Below are 19,615 nucleotides of genomic sequence, written 5' to 3' on the forward strand. Positions count from 1 at the left end.
TCGTATTTGAAAAGAAGTTTAAAGTTGAATATTCAAACGTTTTGTTATTATCCAGAATAGGATTAAAAATGTAGACATAATTGCGAAACTACCCCATACCGTTAATACATCTGTTTCTAGCGTAAGACAGCCCGCAAAAAGACAGGGAATCCACAATAGTACAGTAGGCTTTGTTTCGGCAATGCGAAGAATTTTATGAAAACATAGGTTGAACAGTAGCCCAAAGAAGAACATAAAAATAATTCCTCCAGTCCGGCCAAAATTTGCGTATGCTTCGCCTAATGGTGAAATATTAGAGCTACTGGCTCCATTATGAACAATGCGCGTAAAGCGTTCGATATTAGCCACGCCGCCGGTTATTGGTTTATTAGGCCATATAAAACGGGGAATGAATGGGTAGATGAAATATAAAAAAATTTCACCGTTTGCATAAGGTTCAACGCGGGGTACATAGCTCATCGTTTCTGATATAAGCTGCCCCTGGTTTGTGCGGTTGTAGGTGGAATAAAGGTGATCTTTTCCAAACAGAAAGTCGGTGTTGCTCAGCCGTTGCCCTACTAAACTCAGCATCAGCGCCGGATCCGCTTTCCGGTCTGCAATTGTGTTTCCCCAGGTTTTCATCCTGTACTCCATCTTGATCGACTGGACCAGTATGATGAACAAAGCGCACAAACCCACCAAAACTAGCTTGTAGTAAAAAGCAATAACCGTTTTTCGGCTCACCAACACAATGCAGAGGTAGAGCGCCGTGAAATAGAGCAGTGCGCCAAACATACCCTCACGGACTGTATTATATATCAGCACCCCTAATGCGATGGCCAGGGTTATTTGTTTTGATTTTCCCGCCGAATAATGGCTATACAAAACAGATGTATATAAGCAAACAGCAAATAAATAAACGACGGCCCGTATTTCCACTGGCATGTAGTCAACTAATACACTGCCTGTGATACCCAATACCAGAAGAACGGTGATTGTCTTTTGCTTATCTTCTAAATAGGCTCGTACGCTTTCCAAAAGATCTTTATGAGGTGTTACCTCATGAAGACGTAATAAAATACCCGTGCTAAACGCAATTGTTGCCGGTAGTCCATAGCTCAGGTATTCATCCGAAGAAAGAATCATCTCTTCAGGACGGCTCAGCAAAACCATCACTGGAGAAAAGACCATCGTCAAGGTGGTAATGAGCACAATTAACTCGCGGACGGCAATGCTTCTGCCCAACTCATACAGAAAAGTCAATAGAGTAAACAAAGAGAAGCCAAGCGAAGTGGCTTCCCAGGCACTTATATCTGAGGTGAACAACAAAAGCATGATTACTGTCATGCTGATAATTGCAAAGCGGAGCCGTGCAGAAGTCATAATTGATCTGCGGATTAGATCGTGTTATTTCCTGTTCCAGAAATCAAAACCGGGTCCTTTTTTGGTTACCTTCTTTGCCGTTGCCGACGTGTCATCTTCGTTGCCGTAGGTAGAGCGATACATGTAGCCGTAGCCTGCATCGTAGCCGTAGCCGTAGTTGTATTCAAAGTCTTTTTTAATATCGATCCCGTTGATGACCAGGCACATGTTGGGGAACCGCTTTTCCCGATAGAGCGTGTCTATGTTTTTCAGGAATCCCTTACCCGTGTATAGGTGACGCACAATGTAAAGTGTCATGGTGGCGTGTTTGGCCAGTATGTTAGCATCCGTTACTAACCCCACCGGCGGGGTATCGGCAATGACCACATCGAAGTGTTCGCGCAGGTTCTCGAACAGGTAACGCATTTTGTCGCCGCTGATCAGTTCGGAAGGATTGGGGGGCAGGATACCGCAGGGAATGAAAAACAGGTTTTCGTAGCCCGGCACCGGCTTAATGATCTCGTCCATGGTGGCCTGACCGGACAGGTAGCTCGACAGGCCTTTGGGGCTGGTCTCATTGATATAGCGGTGTAATTTGGGCTTGCGCATGTCAAGCTCCAGCATCACTACTTTTTTCTCGGCAATGGCCAGGCTGGCCCCCAGGTTGAGCGAGATAAATGACTTGCCCTCGCCGCTGATGCTGGAGGTGATCAGAATGGTTTGTTTGGTGCCCCCGTCGGGGTTAAAAAACTGGATGTTAGTACGCAGTGCCCGAATCTGCTCCGACAGCAATGACCGACTTTTGGCGGTTATCTCCAGGGGCGAACTGGTGTCGTCAGACTGGATTACTTCGCCAATGATGGGGGCTTCCGTAACGTCTTCAATCTGTGATTTACGGCTGATTTTGCTGTTGAAGTAATCCAGCAACCACAGCACCAGTACGGGCAGGAGCAAACCTACCAGCAGCGCCACGAGGTAATAATTACGCTTCACGGGCTTCACAGGGCTTGGTTCGGCCTTGGCGTCGTCGATCACGCGCAGGTCAGAGACGGTCGAGGCAAACGACATGGCCGTTTCCTCGCGCTTTTGGAGCAGATAGTTATATAGGTTGCCTTTAATGCTGGCCTGCCGCGAAATGTCCAGCAATTGCCGTTCCTTCTGCGGAATGGTGCGGATCGTGGCTTCAATGCGTTTGTTGGTGGTTTGCAGACTGTTTTGGGTGCTTACCAGAATGCGGCGCAGGGTGAGCACGTTGTCGCCGATGTTACGCTTGGTGGTTCGGATCTGCTCGTCGATGGTTTCAATCGGGACTGATTTTTCGGGTACGGTGCGAACGAGTTTTTCGCGCTGGCTTTCCAATTCCAGCAGGTTGCCTACCAGGGCCGTGAGGGTAGGGCTGTCCAGGCCCACGGTGGCGGGCGTCACCACCCGCGTGTCGCCTTTGCTGGCGAGGTAGTTTTCAATCTCGCGCAGGGTACCCAGCTGAATGTTGACCTGGCTAAGCTGGGCGTCGTTTTCTTTTACCTTGTCGAGAAACAGGTTCGATTCAGAACTGAGGTCCACGATGCCCGAATTGGTTTTGTAGCGCTGGATGTCGCCCTCAACGGAGGTTAGCTCCCGCGAGATGATCCCCAGCCGGTCTTCCACAAACCGCAGTGTATTGGCCGCCACGCGGTTTTTGTCCTGCAGCGACGACAGTTCGTAGAAATACAGCAGCCGGTCGAGGTAGGTAGCGGCCCGGTCGGGGGCGGTGTCTTCCATGGTGAGAAAAAGCACCGACGCCGATTTATTAGGCTGCGACACACGCAGGCCTCTGGAAAAGGATTTGATAACCGCCTCGCGGTGGTTCATCGTGACCTGAATGGTCTTGTGTTTGAGGGGGGCGTTGGGCCGTTTGGTGATCAAAACCAGCCCTAGGGGTGTCTGAGTAGCTTTTCCATAAGGGCAGATGACGCCGTCGAGGGTAGCTGCGCTGGCTGCAACGGTCACGTTGACGGGCAGATCATAGGCAGCTTCAAGGGGTTTCAGCACCTTCACCACCACAGGAGCATCGCGGTAAATGTCGCGGATGCGCCACCGGTCTTTGTAGGAATAGACCATGTCGAGGCCCAGATCGTCGACTACTTTTTCGGCCAGCTTATACGATTTGAAGATCTCTATCTCGTTTTCGACCTGCTTCTTCGAGCCAAACATGTCCAGTTCCTCCATCAAATCCTGCTTGGAGGCCCCGCCAGCGCGGTCATCTTCTTTGATGAGAATACTGGCCTGAGCGCTATAGGTGTATTTCAGGGTGGTGAGGTAGGCAAACATGCCCACCAGGCTCAACAGCAGCGTAACCACAAACCAGTACCAGTTGCGCAGGTATTTGGTGGCCAGAAACTTGATGTACTCCTGGCCAAATTGACTTTCTGATTGTCCTGATGCTGTCATAATTGCGGTGAGCGGATCATGCTGTTCTTACTGCAAATTGCGTACAAATAAAAAAAATGGCGTCAGACAGACGCAGGTTACTTCACGCGGATGACGTTGAGAATCACAGTGGCAATAAGGGTAACGGCGCTAATGATGGTGGGCACGTAGGGCAGCGTACGGCTAGCCTGAATTTTCTTGCTGCTTTTGGGCTCCACGTAGATCACGTCGTTGGGTTTCAGGTAGTACGCCGGCGACGAAAACACACTGCGGCTGGTGAGGTCAACAGGAATAAACTCTCGTTGGCCGCCCCCGTCGCGGACTACCAGCACGTTCTCGCGCTTGCCATATACGGTGAGGTCGCCCGCCAGACTGATGGCCTCCGTAATCGTAATCTTCTCGTTTTGCACCGTAAATACCGAGGGGTGTTGTACCTCGCCCATAACCGATATTTTGAAGCTAAGCAGCCGGGCAGCTACGTAAGGTTCACGCAGATAGGTAGTGAGGGTGTCATGAAGCATCACCTCCAGTTCGGCCAGGCTCCTGCCCGCCACGCGTACAGAACCAATTTTAGGGAAATTGATGGTGCCCGTTTCGCTCACCCGGTAACCAATGGGCAGGTTGTTGTTGTTCTGCGTACTGGCCGTGCCCAACGATAAGCTGGTGCCGACGCGGGTAAAGGGGTTAAACACCACGTCGGCGTCGGTATTCAGGCTCGAGACGGCAATCGCCAGCACGTCGCCGGGTTGCAGCCGATAGGTGTAGGTCACGGCTGGAAGCTGTGCCAGGCTGTCGGCCAGGGCTTTTTGCTGGAAATAGGTCATGTCGTCGCGCTTCTTTTTCGACGATTGTGCACTAACGTCCAGGTGAGCTGCCAGCAGACTCCAGAAAATCAGTAAAGTAGTGAGTCGTATCAAGTGTATCGGTAGGTAAAGCGGTGGAGAAAATTTCGTCGCAGACTAACGCCCGCTCATATACGCATCGACACCTGGGAACGGTCAAACGCCGATTTGATGTCGTAGACAACAGATTGCTCCTGTCGGCATAATGAGCGGATAGGCAGGCTATTGAACTCATCATGTGCCACAGCCAGAATCACGCCGTCGTAGTTGCCATTCAGGCAGCTTTGCAGAACAATGCCATGTTCATCGGCTACTTCCTGCGGTACGGCCCAGGGGTCATACACGTCTACGTTGATGCCGAAGCTCCGCAGTTCGTGGTAGATCTCAGCTACTTTGGTGTTGCGCACGTCGGGGCAGTTTTCTTTAAACGTAATCCCCAGCAGCAGCACCGCTGCCCCCGACACCGGGATGCCCGCCTTAATCATAGCCTTCACCATTTTGTTGGCTACGTAGATGGGCATGTCGTCGTTTACGCGCCGCCCCGACAGGATCACCTGCGGGTGGTAGCCCACGCTCTGTGCTTTGTGAGCCAGATAGTACGGGTCAACGCTGATGCAGTGGCCACCTACCAGCCCGGGCGTAAATTTCAGGAAGTTCCACTTGGTACCGGCCGCTTCGAGCACATCCATTGTGTCTATATCCAGCCGGTCGAAAATCAGGGCCAGTTCATTCACAAACGAGATATTTACGTCGCGCTGGGCGTTTTCGATGGCTTTAGCGGCTTCGGCAACTTTAATGGAGGGTGCTGCGTAGGTGCCCGCCGTAATGATGGTTCCGTAAAGCTGATCAACAAAAAGGGCCGCTTCAGGGGTAGAGCCGGAGGTGATTTTCAGGATGTTGGCTACCGTTCGGGTTTTGTCGCCGGGGTTAATGCGCTCCGGCGAATAGCCGCAATAGAAGTCTTTGTTAAACCGCAGGCCACTCACAAGTTCCAGGACGGGTACGCATTCTTCTTCCGTACATCCGGGATATACCGTCGATTCATAGATAACAACATCACCCCGTTTAAGGTACTGGGCCACCATATTGGTAGCCGTTAGCAGAGCCGATAAGTCGGGCCGTTTGAATTTGTCGATCGGGGTGGGGACCGTTACAACAAAAACGTTGCACTGCGCCAGTGAGGTAGCTGAGCTGGCAAACGTAATGTGGGGGCTGAGTGCAAAGGCTTCCGGCTCAATTTCGCGAGTTTGGTCCTGTTGCTGTCGAAGTTCGGCCACGCGCCGCCCGTTGATATCAAACCCAACGGTGGGCCAGCATTTACCAAATTCGAGTGCTAGTGGCAGGCCAACGTAGCCAAGACCAACAACACCGATATGCACGGATGCCGGCGATGAAATAACAGGAAGCATTGGTTAAAGGAAGTAGTCAAGTTACGGACGGGGCAACAAATATAAATCGTATCATCATACAAACGTTGGTACTGTCAACGGTAACTGGCAGGCAGCATGATAGTCAGCTGATTGTAATACCTTTTCCAGATGGGTCAAATCGCGGGCACGGTGCAGGTCAGAGGAGACGAAATCGACCAGTCCCTCACGGATGAGGGTGTGTGCCATGCGCCGGGCCTCACTGCCATAGCGACCCACCAGCGACATCAGGTTTAGCTGCATACTACACCCCTGTTGCCTTAGATAGAACAGGTGATCGATATGCCCCCGGAAATACTGGTAGCGTTCGGGGTGAGCCAGAATAGGTCGGTAACCTTTCACCTGCATCTGAAAAAGCCAGTTGGGTAATTGCCGGGGTAGTGCCGCCCAGCCCGTTTCAATCAGCACAAACCGCTCGGTGCCAAAGCTGAGCAGGTCGTCCTGCTGCAACCGGGCATCGAAAAGCTCGTCGGTGAGGTATTCGGCAGCAACGGTGAACGTGAGTGGTAGTTCATTTGTGTGGATGAGTGCCTGCACCAGCTTACCTGCCTCGCGTAGTTGATCCGAGGTATTGGGGTGAAAATCCTGACTGACATGCGGGGTAGTGACAACATGCTGAATACCCCAGTCGGCCAGTTGTCGCAGGCAAACCAGGGCCTCATCAATATCCTGGATACCATCATCAACACCGGGTAGAAGATGGTTGTGCATATCAAAAGGATAGCCAACGGCCACCGCCCCACCTGCCGTGGAGGCTGAATTGAATTTGTCTTTAAGCGTTTGCCAGAGTGAAGCCATTTATACAAAGCTATACCGAAAGCGCTACAACCAAGCCAACGGGCCAGTTGCAGTGCGTAAGTTAATGAACACTTTTTCTTTCATAAATCTGTTATCTATCTGTTTTGCGTAGGTACGCAGCACACCAACCAACTATAAACCAAGTTACTGTTCATGGCAAAGCGTAGTCTGATCGCTCAGGTACTCAGTTCCATTTTTTTCGGCCGCTCGAAAGCCAAAGCTGGCAAGTATGCCCGTAATAGCCTCAGTATGTTGGGCTTACTGAAAGCAGCACTGGGTAAGAGTAAAGCGATGAAAGGCGATGATTCCATTGGATTTCGCGAACAAGTGGTTTTGCTAAGCCGGATGATCAAGGCATATGTGGCCGGTGAGTACCGCGAAATTCCGACTAAGACGCTGATTTCCGTTCTGGCTTCACTGATCTATTTCGTATCGCCAATTGATTTTATTCCCGACGTGTTGCCAGTCCTTGGCTTCGCCGACGACATTGCCCTGATGGTGTGGCTCTTTAACTCGCTGCAGGATGATATTGCTCATTTCCGCGACTGGGAGCGCAATCAGGCCCGCGTAACGGGAAAGGTGATTGATATTAACGACTAATTTAATCGCTTCTTCGGAAGGCATTTCTTATTTTTGCGTACGTTCTAAACAACCAATAGACATGATTACAGCATCCATTTTAGCATTTATGGGTTTGGGCGGTCAGGAGATGCTGCTCATTTTCTTGGCGCTCCTTCTTTTCTTCGGTGCCAAGAAATTGCCCGAACTGGCGCGTGGCCTGGGTAAAGGTATCCGCGAATTTAAGGATGCCACCAAAGACGTTCGCGAGAACATCGAAGACGGCCTGAAAGAAACGAAATAAGGTTTGCTTCCTATACGCAGACAACCGGACGCCCCCAAGACGCCCGGTTTCTGCTTTTTATCAGTTTACAGTTTTCTGTTTACTGTCTTCTGTTGCCATTCGGCAGCGTAAACAGTGAGCCGCCAAACCGCAACAGAAGACAGTAAACAGAAAACTGTAAACTTTCTTTATGCCCTACCGCTCCTTCCGTTCTGTTCAGGCTGATCTGGCTAATGGCACTACTACCTGTCGCGGGCTGGTAGATGATTACCTGACGCGCATCGCCGAAAACGCTCACCTGAATGCATTTACGGAAGTGTATGCTGACGAAGCCCGCCAGCGTGCTGATGAACTGGATGGCCGTCGGGCCGAAAATCCGGTTCGTATTGGGCGGTTGCATGGCATGGTCATTGGCCTTAAAGACGTGCTCAGTCACGCCGGTCATGGTCTGCAGGCGGGCAGCCATATCCTAAGCGGATTCACGGCACAGTTTACGGCCACGGCCGTTGAACGCCTCCTGGCCGAAGATGCCATTATTATTGGCCGCCAAAACTGCGACGAGTTTGCGATGGGGTCGTCCAACGAAAGCTCGGCGTTTGGTGTGGTGCGTAACGCGGCCGATCCTGAGCGGGTGCCTGGTGGCAGCAGCGGCGGGTCGGCGGTGGCGGTGCAGGCGGGGCTTTGTCTGGCCAGTATTGGGTCAGATACGGGTGGCTCGGTGCGGCAACCGGCGGCGTTTTGTGGTGTAGTGGGGTTGAAGCCCACCTACGGACGCATAAGCCGATGGGGGCTGGTAGCCTATGCCTCTTCTTTCGACTGCATCGGTCCTATTGCCAATACACCTGCCGACGTGGCCCTGCTGCTGGAAGTGATGGCCGGTGCCGATGAGTTCGACAGTACCGTTTCGACCCGGCCCGTAGCGGCTTATTCGCAGGCTACACTACCCAGCCTGGCCAGCGGTGGTCGCCCCGTGCGCGTGGCTTACCTGATTGACGGGGTAGAAAGCGAAGGCGTTTCTCCTGACATACGAAGGGCCACGCAGGGGGCTATTGACCGGTTACTGGCGGCGGGCCATGTGGTTGAACCGGTGTCGCTATCGCTTCTAAAATACTTATTACCAACGTATTACATTCTGACCACCGCCGAAGCGTCGTCTAATCTGTCGCGGTTCGACGGGGTGCGTTATGGTCACCGTGCCCAGCCCGCGTCGGGTGCGCAGACGGATCTGGTCGAGATGTATAAACAGAGCCGGACAGAGGGGTTTGGGCCCGAGGTGCGCAAGCGTATTTTGCTGGGTACGTTCGCCCTCAGTGCCAGCTATTACGACGCTTATTACACTAAAGCCCAGCAGGTGCGCCGCCTGGTACGCGACGAAACCGAACGGGTTTTTGCCAATTACGATTTTCTGTTGACCCCCACCACGCCAGGTTCGGCGTTTCGGTTGGGCGAGAAATCAGACCATACTGCCGAAACAGATCCGTTACAGATGTACTTAGCCGACATTTTTACCGTTCAGGCTAATGTAACGGGATATCCGGCCATATCTATTCCCAACGGCACCGACAGCAACGGCCTGCCCATCGGTATACAACTAATGGCTCCGCCCTTTGCTGAAGAAAGCCTGATTGCCATGGCAGAGCGTATGTTTAAAGTCTAATGTTTAAAGTTCAATGTTTAAAGTTTGCTAAACAGGAAACAGCTATACGTCTGATGCCTTTTTTAAACTTTAGACGTTAAACCTTAAACTTGTTCCTTCCCCTTCGTAACCTGAGAGAGATGAGTGAGCTAATGAAGCGAGTAACGCAAGTAGGGTATGGGCTTGCTGTGGCGGCCAGTCTGTTGATAATCAGCCCTGTACGGGCGCAGGTAGCCGATTCGTCGGTGGTAGATAGCACCTTTATTGTGGAAGAGGTGCTCAACCTGCCCACCATTCCTGAAGCCACCTTGCGTGAGCGGCTACCCAAGTTACAGCGCCAGATTCCGCTGCCCTACAACAAGGTCGTCCATAACTTCATCGACTACTTCACCTACCGTAAACCCAGCTACACGCGTATGGTGATGGAACGGATGCCGTTTTATTTCCCGATGTATGAAAAGACGCTGGCGAAGTATAACATGCCCGACGAACTGAAGTACCTCTCTATCGTGGAGTCGGCGCTGAACCCACGGGCGGTGTCGCGGGTAGGAGCGGGGGGACTTTGGCAATTTATGCCATATACCGGCAAAGATTTCAAGCTCAATATTGATGATTATACCGACGACCGGATGGACCCGCAAAAGGCCACCGACGCCGCCTGCCGGTACCTGAAAGAGCTTTATGGGACTTTTGGCGACTGGGAAATGGCCCTGGCCGCCTACAACTGCGGGCCGGGAGCCGTGCGCCGGGCCATGCGCCGGTCGGGGGGAACCACGTTCTGGACCTGCTATGATTTCCTGCCGAAAGAGACGCGCTCTTACGTGCCGCAGTTCATTGCCATCGCCTACATGATGAACTACGGCCCCGACCACGGCATCGTGGCCGAACACCCCGACTACCCCATTGCGTTTGATACCGTGCAGGTGAATTCGTATCTGGACCTGAAAACGTTTGCCGATCTGAGCCAGATGCCCCTTGCCGATTTGCGCAAACTTAATCCCGCCATCAGCACCGACCGCCTGCCCGATTATACCCGCGATTTCGTGCTGCGCGTACCCAGCGAACGGATGCATCATTTCCAGAGCAACCGCCGCATGATCATGGACTCGGCCAGTAAACTGCCTGTGCTGATGGCCAACATGCTGCTGGCGCATAGTGAAGAGGCTGGCTCCAGCCTTGACTCAGCTAACGATCCGGCACATTGGCGGGTGGCCAGTCGGCTGGCCGATGCCGTACCCGTGAGTGCTGTGGTTGTGGCCGAAAATGACCCCGCCGGGGCGGGGCAGGCTCTGCCTGAGCCCGATGACCTGGAGACGGTGGTGATGCGCAAACCCAAAAAGCAGAGTCATACTGTGCGCCGGGGCGAAACGCTGTCGGAGATTGCCGAGCGGTATCACGTAGACACGTATGATTTAAAGCAGTGGAACCATCTGCACTCAAAAACGGTGAAGGTGGGCCAGAAACTGACCATTCTGCGCGAAGCGGGCGAAACCCATACCGAACGCATGGCGAAGCAGGATAGCCCCAAGAATCACCGCAAGGCCGAAACCACTGCCCGCCACGAGCGCGAACGCCCCCGTTACCACCGCGTACAAAGTGGCGATACCCTCTGGAACATTGCTCAGCGCTACGGCCTGCTCTCGATTGACAAACTCAAGAAAATTAATCACATCAAAGGCAACAGTGTCCGCCCCGGACAAAAGCTGCTGGTGGGGTGAACAAGAATGAATAATGAACAATGTACAATGTACAATGGCTTCGCGTACTAGACCTCTGAGGGCGAAGCCATTGTACATTGTACATTGTTCATTATTCATTGTACATTATTCATTAAAAATATGATCGCCTACTTAGACGGCACGTTGGCCTATAAAGAACCCGCATACACCATCATCGACGTCAATGGTGTTGGGTATGAGGTGTTTATCTCATTGCAGACCTATACCACACTGCCTGGTGGCGGCGATAAGGTGAAGCTATTTATTCACCATAACTTTCGGGAAGACAACCAAACGCTTTTTGGCTTTGCGCAGGCCGACGAGAAAGCTTTGTTTCGGGAATTGATTGCTGTGTCGGGTGTAGGGCCGAACACGGCGTTGGGTATGCTGTCGTCGATGTCGCCGCAGGAGTTGCGGCTGGCCATTATGAGCGAAAACGTCCGGGCTATTCAGGCTATCAAAGGCATCGGGGCCAAAACGGCACAGCGCATCATTCTGGAACTGAAAGACCGGATGAAAAAGTCGGGTCTGCTGCCCGACGGCCCCACCTACCGCCAAAATGCAGGCAACCCTGTTCGCGAAGAAGCCCTGGCAGCGCTGGTAGCCCTAGGCTTCCCCCGCCCCTCTGCCGAAAAATCGGTAGACGATATCCTCCGCACCGACCCCGCCCTTAGCGTAGAAGACATTATCCGGAAGGCACTGCGTTGAGGAATGAACAATGTATAATGAACGATGTACAATGGCTTCGCGCTTCGGCGTGACCCCATTGTATATCGTTCATTATACATTGTTCATTCCCCTGATACGATTGGCCCGGTTTTAGCCGTTGTGATAACGTCCCAACAACCCAAGTTGTTTACCCATCCGATTGTACACCAGTTATGGTGAAGCGTTACACCGTTCGACGACCTAATTCTGATTTATATTGTGCTCTGAATCAGTTAGTTAGTGCCAGCTGGCTGAGGCATTCTACCCGGCTCTGGTTGCTGATTGGCTTGGTGAGTGCATCTGTCGCGTCGGCTTTCGCGCAGACACCAGCCCGCCGTGGCCGCACTACACCCGCTGCGTCAACGACCGCCCCTGCTGCCGACCGCCGGAAAGCCGTAGCTGATTCGATGAAGGCTGTGGCTCAGGAACGTCTGGATAGTTTGCGGGCTGTGAAAAACGCCGCCCGCCGCCCCACCATTCGCTGGCAGGACCGGTACACGTCGCGGTTTTCGGACCGCAATCCCCGTTCGCCCTACCTACTGCGCGACCCCAAAGGACTGGGTACCGATTTTCGGATGTTACCCGACAAGTCGGTTTCTATCAACGAACGGATCATCCCCCGATCTGGAGCGGCCACGGGCGTTGCCAATGCCAGTGTCGTAACGGTTGGGCCCACACCCGGTGCGCCTGTGAGTCAGACCGGCCCCGCGGGTGGCAGACCAGCAGGATTGCCCTACCGACCCGGCGAAGTGGTGCCATTTTCAGACTTCAACCGCCTCCAGAATGAGCGCATGGAAGACCGCCTCTTCCGCGAATATGCCGCCCGCCGTGATGGGCAAAGCGCCGTGAGTGGTCGGGGCCTGATTCCCAAACTGGAGATGCCGCCCATTCTCGACCGCATTTTTGGAGGAAATAACATTGATTTTAAACCGAACGGCTTCGTCACGCTTGATCTGGGCTACCTCTACCAGTTCATCGACAACCCCGCCGTGGCGGTGCGTTTGCGTCGGCAGGGTAATTTTATTTTCAACGAACAGATTAACCTCAATTTCAACGGGCAAATTGGTGAACGGCTGGGTGTGCTGGCCAACTTCGACACCAAAGCCAGTTTCAATTTCGAGAATGCGCTGAAGGTCAATTACCGGCCACAGGGCTTAATTCCGGGCCTGGGAGCCAACGGGCTGCCTCAGATGCCGACGGTACCAGGCCTGCCGAACCTGCCTGCCTTTGGTAGCACGCAGATGAATCCGCAACTGCCCTTCACGCCGCAGAATGAGAGTATTCTGCAAAACGTGGAAGTGGGCAACCTGACCTGGAACCTCAACAGCCAGCTTATTCCGGGGGTGCAAAACCTGTTTGGTATCAAGCTGCAAACGCGTTTCGGCAAGCTCAACGCCACCACTGTGCTTTCGCAGCAACGGTCGCGTAAGCAGGAGATCATCCTGCGCGGTGGAGCCATGAACCGGCCCTTCGAGATTCGGGCGGATCAGTACAGCGAAAACCGACACTTCTTCCTGTCGCAGTTTTTCCGGAGCAACTACGAACGGTCGCTGAAGAGCCTGCCCGTGATCACATCGGGTGTGACGGTAACGCGTTTAGAGGTATACGTAACCAACCGGACCAACACGACCGAGTCGTTGCGGAACGTGCTCGGGTTTGCCGATCTGGCCGAACCAGTGCCCTACAACACGGCCAACCCCAACGTGCAGTCGGCAGCGCCGGCGGGGTCACCAGCCAGCAATGAGGCCAACGCGCTGTTTGGCCGGGTGAAAGCCAACGCCAACCTGCGGCAGGTAGACCGCACATCGGAAGAGTTAGCCACCACGTTTGGGCTACAAAAAGGCACGGATTATGACCTGCTGCGGGGGGCCAAACGCCTCACCGACCGCGAGTTCCGGTTTGACCCGCAACTGGGCTATATCTCGCTCATCACACCCCTGCGCAACGACGAAGTGCTGGCCGTTTCGTATGAATACACCTACCAGGGCAGGCACTATCAGGTGGGTGAACTGACCGAAGACTACCAGGGCCAGGCTGATGATAAAGTACTGTATCTGAAGCTGTTAAAGTCTTCGACGATACGGAACAATCTTCAGAATCCGATGTGGAATCTGATGATGAAAAACATTTATTCACTGAATACTACAGGCTTAGCACGGCAGGGTTTCCAGTTTCGCATTATCTACAAGGACGACGTTACGGGTATTGACAACCCCGTGCTGCAGGACAGCGAACTGGCGGGCATCCCGCTGGTGCAGGTCTTTAACATGGACCAGCTAAACCAACAGCTGGACCCTCAGCCCGACGGTAACTTTGACTTTGTGGAAGGCACCACCGTCGACAGCCGCAATGGCCTGGTGATCTTTCCGGTACTGGAGCCGTTTGGCTCGTTTCTGGACCGGAAGCTGGCCAGCCCGGAATCGAAGGCCAAGTACGTCTTCAATGAACTTTACCGCACTACGCTGGCCGATGCCCAGCAGATTTCGGTGAAAAACAAGTTCTTTTTGCGGGGCAGTTTCCAGTCGACAAACGGCTTACCAACCGACCTGCCCTACGGGGTGAAAGAACAGTCGGTGCAGGTGACGGCAGGCGGGGTGCCGCTGGTGGCAGGGCAGGACTACGTGATCGAGGCACAGCGCATCCGGTTTCTCAACGAGAGCATTGCTAACTCAGGTCGCGAAATTCGCATCACCTACGAACTACCCGACCTGTTTCAGAACCAGATTCGCACCCTCATCGGTGGCCGGTTTGATTATCGTCTGGCCCCCGATATCAACGTGGGCTTCACGGCGATGAACATGCGCGAAACCCCCGCAGGATTCCTGACGCGGGTGGCTATCGGGAACGAACCTGTGAACAACACTATGCTGGGCGTTGACATAAACCTGCGCAAAGATGCTCCCGGCCTCACGCGGCTGCTCGACCGCCTGCCCCTGATTCAAACCAAAGAGCCGTCGGCGATTCAGTTTACGGGCGAAGCCGCTCAGTTTATTCCCGGCATAGCTAAGTCGGTGAATAACAATGCGTTTATTGACGATTTTGAAGCCACCCGCACCATCTTTGACCTAACGCGCCAACCCATTCGCTGGCGGCTGGGGGCCACGCCGCAGAACTTTCCGCAGGGTACGTTTGCCAACCCGCTGGAGTATGGCTACCGGCGGGCGCGAATTTCGGTCTATAACGTAGATCAAACCCTGGGGTTGCCCGGTGGTGGGTCGGCGGGGATCAACATCAACCTCACGGCCGAGGATCTAAATAACGTCAACGAGAAATTCTTCCTGCCCACTTCGTTGTTTCCGGGGCGGTCGGCGCGGCAGATTCAGTTGCCCGAAAACGTGCTCGACATCGCCTATTTCCCCGACGAGCGGGGGATGTACAACTACAACCCCGAACTGACCACCGACGGTAAGCTGCCCAACCCACGTCAGAACTTCGGGGCTGTAACCCGCGCTGTGTCGTCGGACAATGATTTCGACAATGCGAACATCGAGAACATCACGTTCTGGATGATGGACCCTTTCACGGATGATCCCGTGCGCGGCACGCCCGACCCAAAGAAGAACAAGCCTAACAAAACCGGGGGGCTGCTCCGCTTTAACCTGGGCGATATTTCGGAGGATGTAATCAAAGACGGGCGGTACGAATTTGAAAACGGTTTTCCCATCGACACGACCAACGTGCGCAACCGGGGGGTCGACATGACGCCCTGGGGCAACGCACCGCGGCAGCAGTTTGTCACCAACGCCTTTACCAATCAGGCTGGTGCCCGCGAAAGGCAGGACATTGGTCTGGATGGGTTGAACAACGAACAGGAGCAGGCCAAATTCAAGCCATACCTGGACGCCGTCCGGGCACGGGTAACGGATGCTGAGGCCCGCAGGCAGATTGAGAATGACCCCTCGAACGACGATTTTCGGTATTACCTCGGTGCCCAGGCCGACTCGGTGAAGTACATTGTGGCCCGGTACAAACAGTTTCTGGGCATGCAAAACAACTCGCCCGAAAATGCCAACGACCTGAATCAATACACTACCCCAGCTAACAGTATACTGCCTGATATTGAAGACCTTAACGCCGACAACACAATCAACGAACAGGAGGCTTATTACGAATATGACGTACCCCTGTCGAAAGAACGGCTACAGGTGGGCACAGGCTACATTATCGACAAAGTGAACGCCGAGGGTGTAAACTGGTACCTGTTCCGGGTGCCGGTGCGGACGCCTGCTCGCAAGTATGGCAACATCAATGGCTTTAAGTCGATCCGGTTTATGCGGATGGTGCTCACCGATTTTCAGGAGCCGGTAGTGCTGCGGTTTGCCCAGTTGCAAATGGAAGCCAACCAGTACCGCAAATACACCGGCGACCTCACGCAGCGCGGCCTGCAGGAAGTGCCCGAACCCTACGACGCCCAGTTTAAGGTGTCGGCGGTGAACATTGAAGAAAACAGTCAGACTACCAACGACAAGTATGCGTACTCGGTGCCACCGGGCTTTATCCGCGACCGCGACTATACGCAGATCAACGACGTGGCCCTGAATGAGCAGTCGATGGCCCTGAGCGTGACCAACCTGCGCGACGGCGACTCGCGGGGGGCGTTCAAAAACACCAATTTCGACTTCCTGTTTCGCGACCGGCTGAAGATGTTTATTCACATGCACAGCCCCGACAAGACCATTACCCCCCAAACCGGCCCCGTAAGTGCCTTTATCCGTATTGGCACCGACTACACCGAAAACTACTACGAAATTGAAGTGCCCGGTCTGCTGGCCACACCCGAAGGCACCAATATTCCCGAAGACGTCTGGCCGTACCAGAACGAACTGGACCTGGCTTTCGACGAATTGATTAGCCTCAAGGCGGCCCGCAACCGGGCCAACGGACGCGCGTCGGGTCTTGGGTTTACGCTGCCGTCGGAGAATGGGCGGTATCAGCTGACGGTGGTGGGTAACCCCGATTTAAGCTCGGTGCAGAGCATTATGATCGGGGTACGTAACCCCAAATCGGTCGATGAGCAGACGCGGAGCTTTACCGTATGGGTAGACGAACTCCGGGCGGTGGGCATCAACCAGAAATCGGGCTATGCGGCCATCGGCGCGGCCAATGTACGGCTGGCTGACCTGGCTACCATTACGGCGTCGGGACGGTATACCACGTTTGGCTTTGGCGGAGTGCAGACCAAACCCACCGAACGTACCCGTGAGTTTACCACCGAATATGGCCTCACTGCCGCCGTGGCCCTCGGTAAGCTGACACCCGAAAAGTGGGGCCTGCAAATACCCGTTTACGTAAACTACGACGCCCGGCACGTGACCCCGCAGTTTAACCCACTCGACCCCGACACCCCGCTGGAAACATCATTGGCGAGTTTGCCCGACGGCGTAGACCGGAATTTGTATCGTCGGCTGGTACAGGACATTACTGTGCGGCAGGGCATCAACTTCTCCAACGTGCGCAAGATCCGCACCAACCCGTCGGCAATTCCGCGCCCGTGGGACATTGAGAATTTTGGCTTCAACTATGCCTTTAACAACATTACGCGGTCAAATATTCTAACCGGCGAATACCTTCAGGAGCAGTACCGGGGCGGGTTTACGTATACGTTTTCAAGTCAGCCCAAGCCGTTTGAGCCGTTCCGTAACGTGAAGGGTCTGGAGCGAAAATACCTCTACTGGCTGCGCGACTTCAACATCACACTGTTGCCCACGCTGGTAGCATTCCGCACCGACATGGACCGCAGTTTCATTAAAACCCAACTCCGCAACGCCGACCTGACCACCAATGGCATTCCGGCGCAGTTCGAAAAATATTTTCTCTTTAACCGCTATTACGACGTTACCTGGAACCTGACGAAAAGCCTGGTGCTGACCTACAGGGCCGCCGCCAATTCCATCATCGACGAACCGCAGGGCGACATCAACACCCAAACCAAGCGTGATTCAATCTGGCGAAACGTGCAGAGCCTGGGCCGGATGAAAAACTATATCCAGAGCTTCAATGCCACCTACCGCGTGCCGTTCGACAAGTTCCCGGCCCTGAACTGGATGACCGCCGACGTGGGTGCCCGCACCGAATACCAGTTCCAGGCTAACTCATACGGTATCAAAGATTCGCTGAACGTACCCTTCGGCAATACCATTCGCAACACCCGCGACATCAATATCCAGGGTAGGGTGGATCTGGTGCTGCTTTACAACAAGATTAAAGCCCTGCGCTGGGCCAACACACCCAGTCCGGCGCGGTTGAATTTTGCCCGTAACCCCGGTAGCATCCAGGACATTAACCCAGGTGGTAGCCGGCTGGCAAAGAGTTTTGTGCGGGCACTGCTCACGGTGCGGGGCATCAACGTGACCTATAATTTGCAGGAGGGCACCATTTTGCCGGGTTTTCTACGGTCGCCCGCCATTTTTGGGCTTGACCAGTATGGCGCACCAGGACTACCGTTTGTGCTGGGCAGTCAGGATGCGGGCCTTGCCGAACGGGCCGCGCAGCGAGGGTGGCTCTCGCCGAGTATCGTGCAAAACGCCCCCTTTACGCAGACCATTACGCGGCGGTTTACGGCCAGTACCACACTCGAACCCTTCCGCGATTTCAGGCTGGTGGTCAACGCCAACTACAACCGCGCCGACAACTACCAGGTATTCTACCGCCCGGCCCTGCTGGGCGCTGGGTTCAGCTACCAAAATCCGGTACGTAATGGCAGCTACAGCATGTCATACCTCTCCTTCGGTACCACGTTCGAGGGGCTGCGGTCCGATAACACGTCGCCAATTTTTGATCGGTTCGAGCAGTATCGGACCATTATTCAGAATCGGCTGAACGTGGACAATAAAATTGCCGCTGACAACCCCAATGCCTATGATAAGAAGTCGCAGGACGTGCTGATTCCGGCGTTTTTTGCGGCCTACAGCGGGGCTAACCCCTATTCGGTGAAGTATTCGCCGTTCTACAGCATCCCGTTCCCTAACTGGGATCTGAACTACCAGGGGCTAACCAGGCTGAAGCCGTTTCAAAAGCTGTTTACGTCGTTCAACCTCACCCACCGCTATAACTCGAACTACAGCGTGGGCAACTTTGTGTCGTCGCTGAGCTACGAGGCGCAGTACGTGAACCTGGCTATTTCGGGCTACCCCCTGTCGCGGCAATTGACCACCTACGGGCAGTTTATTCCGGCGTTTGTGATGAGTACGATCACGATGTCGGAGCGATTTGAGCCGTTTATCGGCGTGAATTTCCAGACGCGCAGCCGCCTGACGGGGTCGCTTACCTACAACCGGGCCCGCGAGGCCGGCCTGAACCTCTCAAACGCGCAGGTGGCCGAGGTGACCACCAAAGACATCACGGGATCGCTGGGTTTTACGAAGAAAAACATCCGGCTTCCTTTCCTAGTAAATGGACAGGTGAAGCGACTGAAAAATGACCTCACATTCCAGTGCGCCCTCACCCTGCGCGACACCCGCACCATTCAGCGCAAACTCGATGCCGAGCAGACCATCGTGGCGGGTAACGTCAACTTCCAGTTGCGTCCTCAGATCAGCTACGTAGTCAACAGCCGCCTGAGCCTGAACGCCTACTTCGACCGCTCCTTCAACGACCCCCTCGTCACCAACAGCTTCATCCGCGCCACCACTGCCGGGGGTATACAAGCCCGGTTCAATCTGGCGCAGTAGGCGTGAACGAGTGGCTATCCCGTTGTCGCTTGGCTCATGCCGAGTGACGAGTATTAAAGGGCCTCTGGCCCGTATTGCGACGTTGAATCATGTTAGGCAAACAGACTCAACGTCGCACTACGGGCCAGAGGCCCTTTGATACTCGTCACTCGGTATGAGCCAAGCGACAACAACAGAACAAATAAATCCCCGCGATAGCCACTCTTTCGCTCGTTCAGCTTTCAC

11 protein-coding genes are annotated in these 19,615 nt (G+C 54.0%); 6 read left to right on the forward strand and 5 right to left on the reverse strand.

Annotation, left to right across the window (positions count from 1 at the left end):
- Positions 1 to 18 precede the first annotated feature (18 nt).
- The 5 genes from J2I47_RS00285 to J2I47_RS00305 form a co-directional block, all read right to left on the reverse strand.
- Positions 19 to 1,362 (reverse strand): DUF8712 domain-containing protein, encoded by a 1,344-nt coding sequence (locus tag J2I47_RS00285; protein WP_207362547.1) that lies wholly within the window; start codon positions 1,360 to 1,362, stop codon positions 19 to 21.
- Positions 1,363 to 1,386: 24 nt separating this feature from the next.
- Positions 1,387 to 3,771, reverse strand: a complete 2,385-nt coding sequence (locus tag J2I47_RS00290; RefSeq protein ID WP_207362548.1) for a GumC family protein — start codon at positions 3,769 to 3,771, stop codon at positions 1,387 to 1,389.
- A gap of 77 nt (positions 3,772 to 3,848) precedes the next feature.
- Entirely contained in the window at positions 3,849 to 4,667 is an 819-nt protein-coding gene (locus J2I47_RS00295; RefSeq protein ID WP_207362549.1) for a polysaccharide biosynthesis/export family protein, read from the reverse strand.
- A gap of 53 nt (positions 4,668 to 4,720) precedes the next feature.
- Positions 4,721 to 6,001: a nucleotide sugar dehydrogenase gene (locus tag J2I47_RS00300; RefSeq protein ID WP_207362550.1), complete on the reverse strand. Its 1,281-nt coding sequence runs from the start codon at positions 5,999 to 6,001 to the stop codon at positions 4,721 to 4,723.
- Positions 6,002 to 6,055: 54 nt separating this feature from the next.
- Positions 6,056 to 6,817 (reverse strand): tyrosine-protein phosphatase, encoded by a 762-nt coding sequence (locus J2I47_RS00305; protein ID WP_229374178.1) that lies wholly within the window; start codon positions 6,815 to 6,817, stop codon positions 6,056 to 6,058.
- 153 nt (positions 6,818 to 6,970) lie between these two features.
- Between J2I47_RS00305 and J2I47_RS00310 the strand changes: the two genes are divergently transcribed.
- The 6 genes from J2I47_RS00310 to sov all read left to right on the forward strand — a co-directional run bounded on the left by J2I47_RS00310 (position 6,971) and on the right by sov (position 19,390).
- Positions 6,971 to 7,417 (forward strand): YkvA family protein, encoded by a 447-nt coding sequence (locus J2I47_RS00310; protein ID WP_207362551.1) that lies wholly within the window; start codon positions 6,971 to 6,973, stop codon positions 7,415 to 7,417.
- Positions 7,418 to 7,478: 61 nt separating this feature from the next.
- Complete coding sequence (locus J2I47_RS00315; RefSeq protein WP_207362552.1) at positions 7,479 to 7,679, forward strand: Sec-independent protein translocase subunit TatA/TatB; 201 nt, start codon at positions 7,479 to 7,481, stop codon at positions 7,677 to 7,679.
- A gap of 169 nt (positions 7,680 to 7,848) precedes the next feature.
- Positions 7,849 to 9,315: an Asp-tRNA(Asn)/Glu-tRNA(Gln) amidotransferase subunit GatA gene (gatA, locus tag J2I47_RS00320; protein ID WP_207362553.1), complete on the forward strand. Its 1,467-nt coding sequence runs from the start codon at positions 7,849 to 7,851 to the stop codon at positions 9,313 to 9,315.
- Positions 9,316 to 9,404: 89 nt separating this feature from the next.
- Positions 9,405 to 11,012 carry a lytic transglycosylase domain-containing protein gene (locus J2I47_RS00325; protein WP_229374180.1) on the forward strand — a complete coding sequence of 536 codons (1,608 nt, stop codon included), beginning with the start codon at positions 9,405 to 9,407 and terminating at the stop codon, positions 11,010 to 11,012.
- A 120-nt stretch (positions 11,013 to 11,132) separates the two neighbouring features.
- On the forward strand, positions 11,133 to 11,720 hold the full coding sequence (ruvA, locus tag J2I47_RS00330; RefSeq protein ID WP_207362554.1) for a Holliday junction branch migration protein RuvA: 588 nt from the start codon (positions 11,133 to 11,135) through the stop codon (positions 11,718 to 11,720).
- Positions 11,721 to 11,893: 173 nt separating this feature from the next.
- Positions 11,894 to 19,390, forward strand: coding sequence for a T9SS outer membrane translocon Sov/SprA (sov, locus tag J2I47_RS00335; RefSeq protein WP_207362555.1), 7,497 nt, complete (start codon positions 11,894 to 11,896; stop codon positions 19,388 to 19,390).
- Positions 19,391 to 19,615 lie beyond the last annotated feature (225 nt).

The sequence above is a fragment of the Fibrella rubiginis genome, from assembly GCF_017353185.1.
Classification (GTDB): Bacteria; Bacteroidota; Bacteroidia; order Cytophagales; family Spirosomataceae; genus Fibrella; species Fibrella rubiginis.

What these genes read in the sequence shown, in the direction of transcription:
- J2I47_RS00285 (WP_207362547.1), bottom strand. Translation starts at nt 1,362, where the DNA reads ATGACTTCTGCACGGCTCCGCTTTGCAATTATCAGCATGACAGTAATC.
- J2I47_RS00290 (WP_207362548.1), bottom strand. Translation starts at nt 3,771, where the DNA reads ATGACAGCATCAGGACAATCAGAAAGTCAATTTGGCCAGGAGTACATC.
- J2I47_RS00300 (WP_207362550.1), bottom strand. Translation starts at nt 6,001, where the DNA reads ATGCTTCCTGTTATTTCATCGCCGGCATCCGTGCATATCGGTGTTGTT.
- J2I47_RS00305 (WP_229374178.1), bottom strand. Translation starts at nt 6,817, where the DNA reads ATGGCTTCACTCTGGCAAACGCTTAAAGACAAATTCAATTCAGCCTCC.
- J2I47_RS00310 (WP_207362551.1), top strand. Translation starts at nt 6,971, where the DNA reads ATGGCAAAGCGTAGTCTGATCGCTCAGGTACTCAGTTCCATTTTTTTC.
- J2I47_RS00315 (WP_207362552.1), top strand. Translation starts at nt 7,479, where the DNA reads ATGATTACAGCATCCATTTTAGCATTTATGGGTTTGGGCGGTCAGGAG.
- gatA (WP_207362553.1), top strand. Translation starts at nt 7,849, where the DNA reads ATGCCCTACCGCTCCTTCCGTTCTGTTCAGGCTGATCTGGCTAATGGC.
- ruvA (WP_207362554.1), top strand. Translation starts at nt 11,133, where the DNA reads ATGATCGCCTACTTAGACGGCACGTTGGCCTATAAAGAACCCGCATAC.
- sov (WP_207362555.1), top strand. Translation starts at nt 11,894, where the DNA reads ATGGTGAAGCGTTACACCGTTCGACGACCTAATTCTGATTTATATTGT.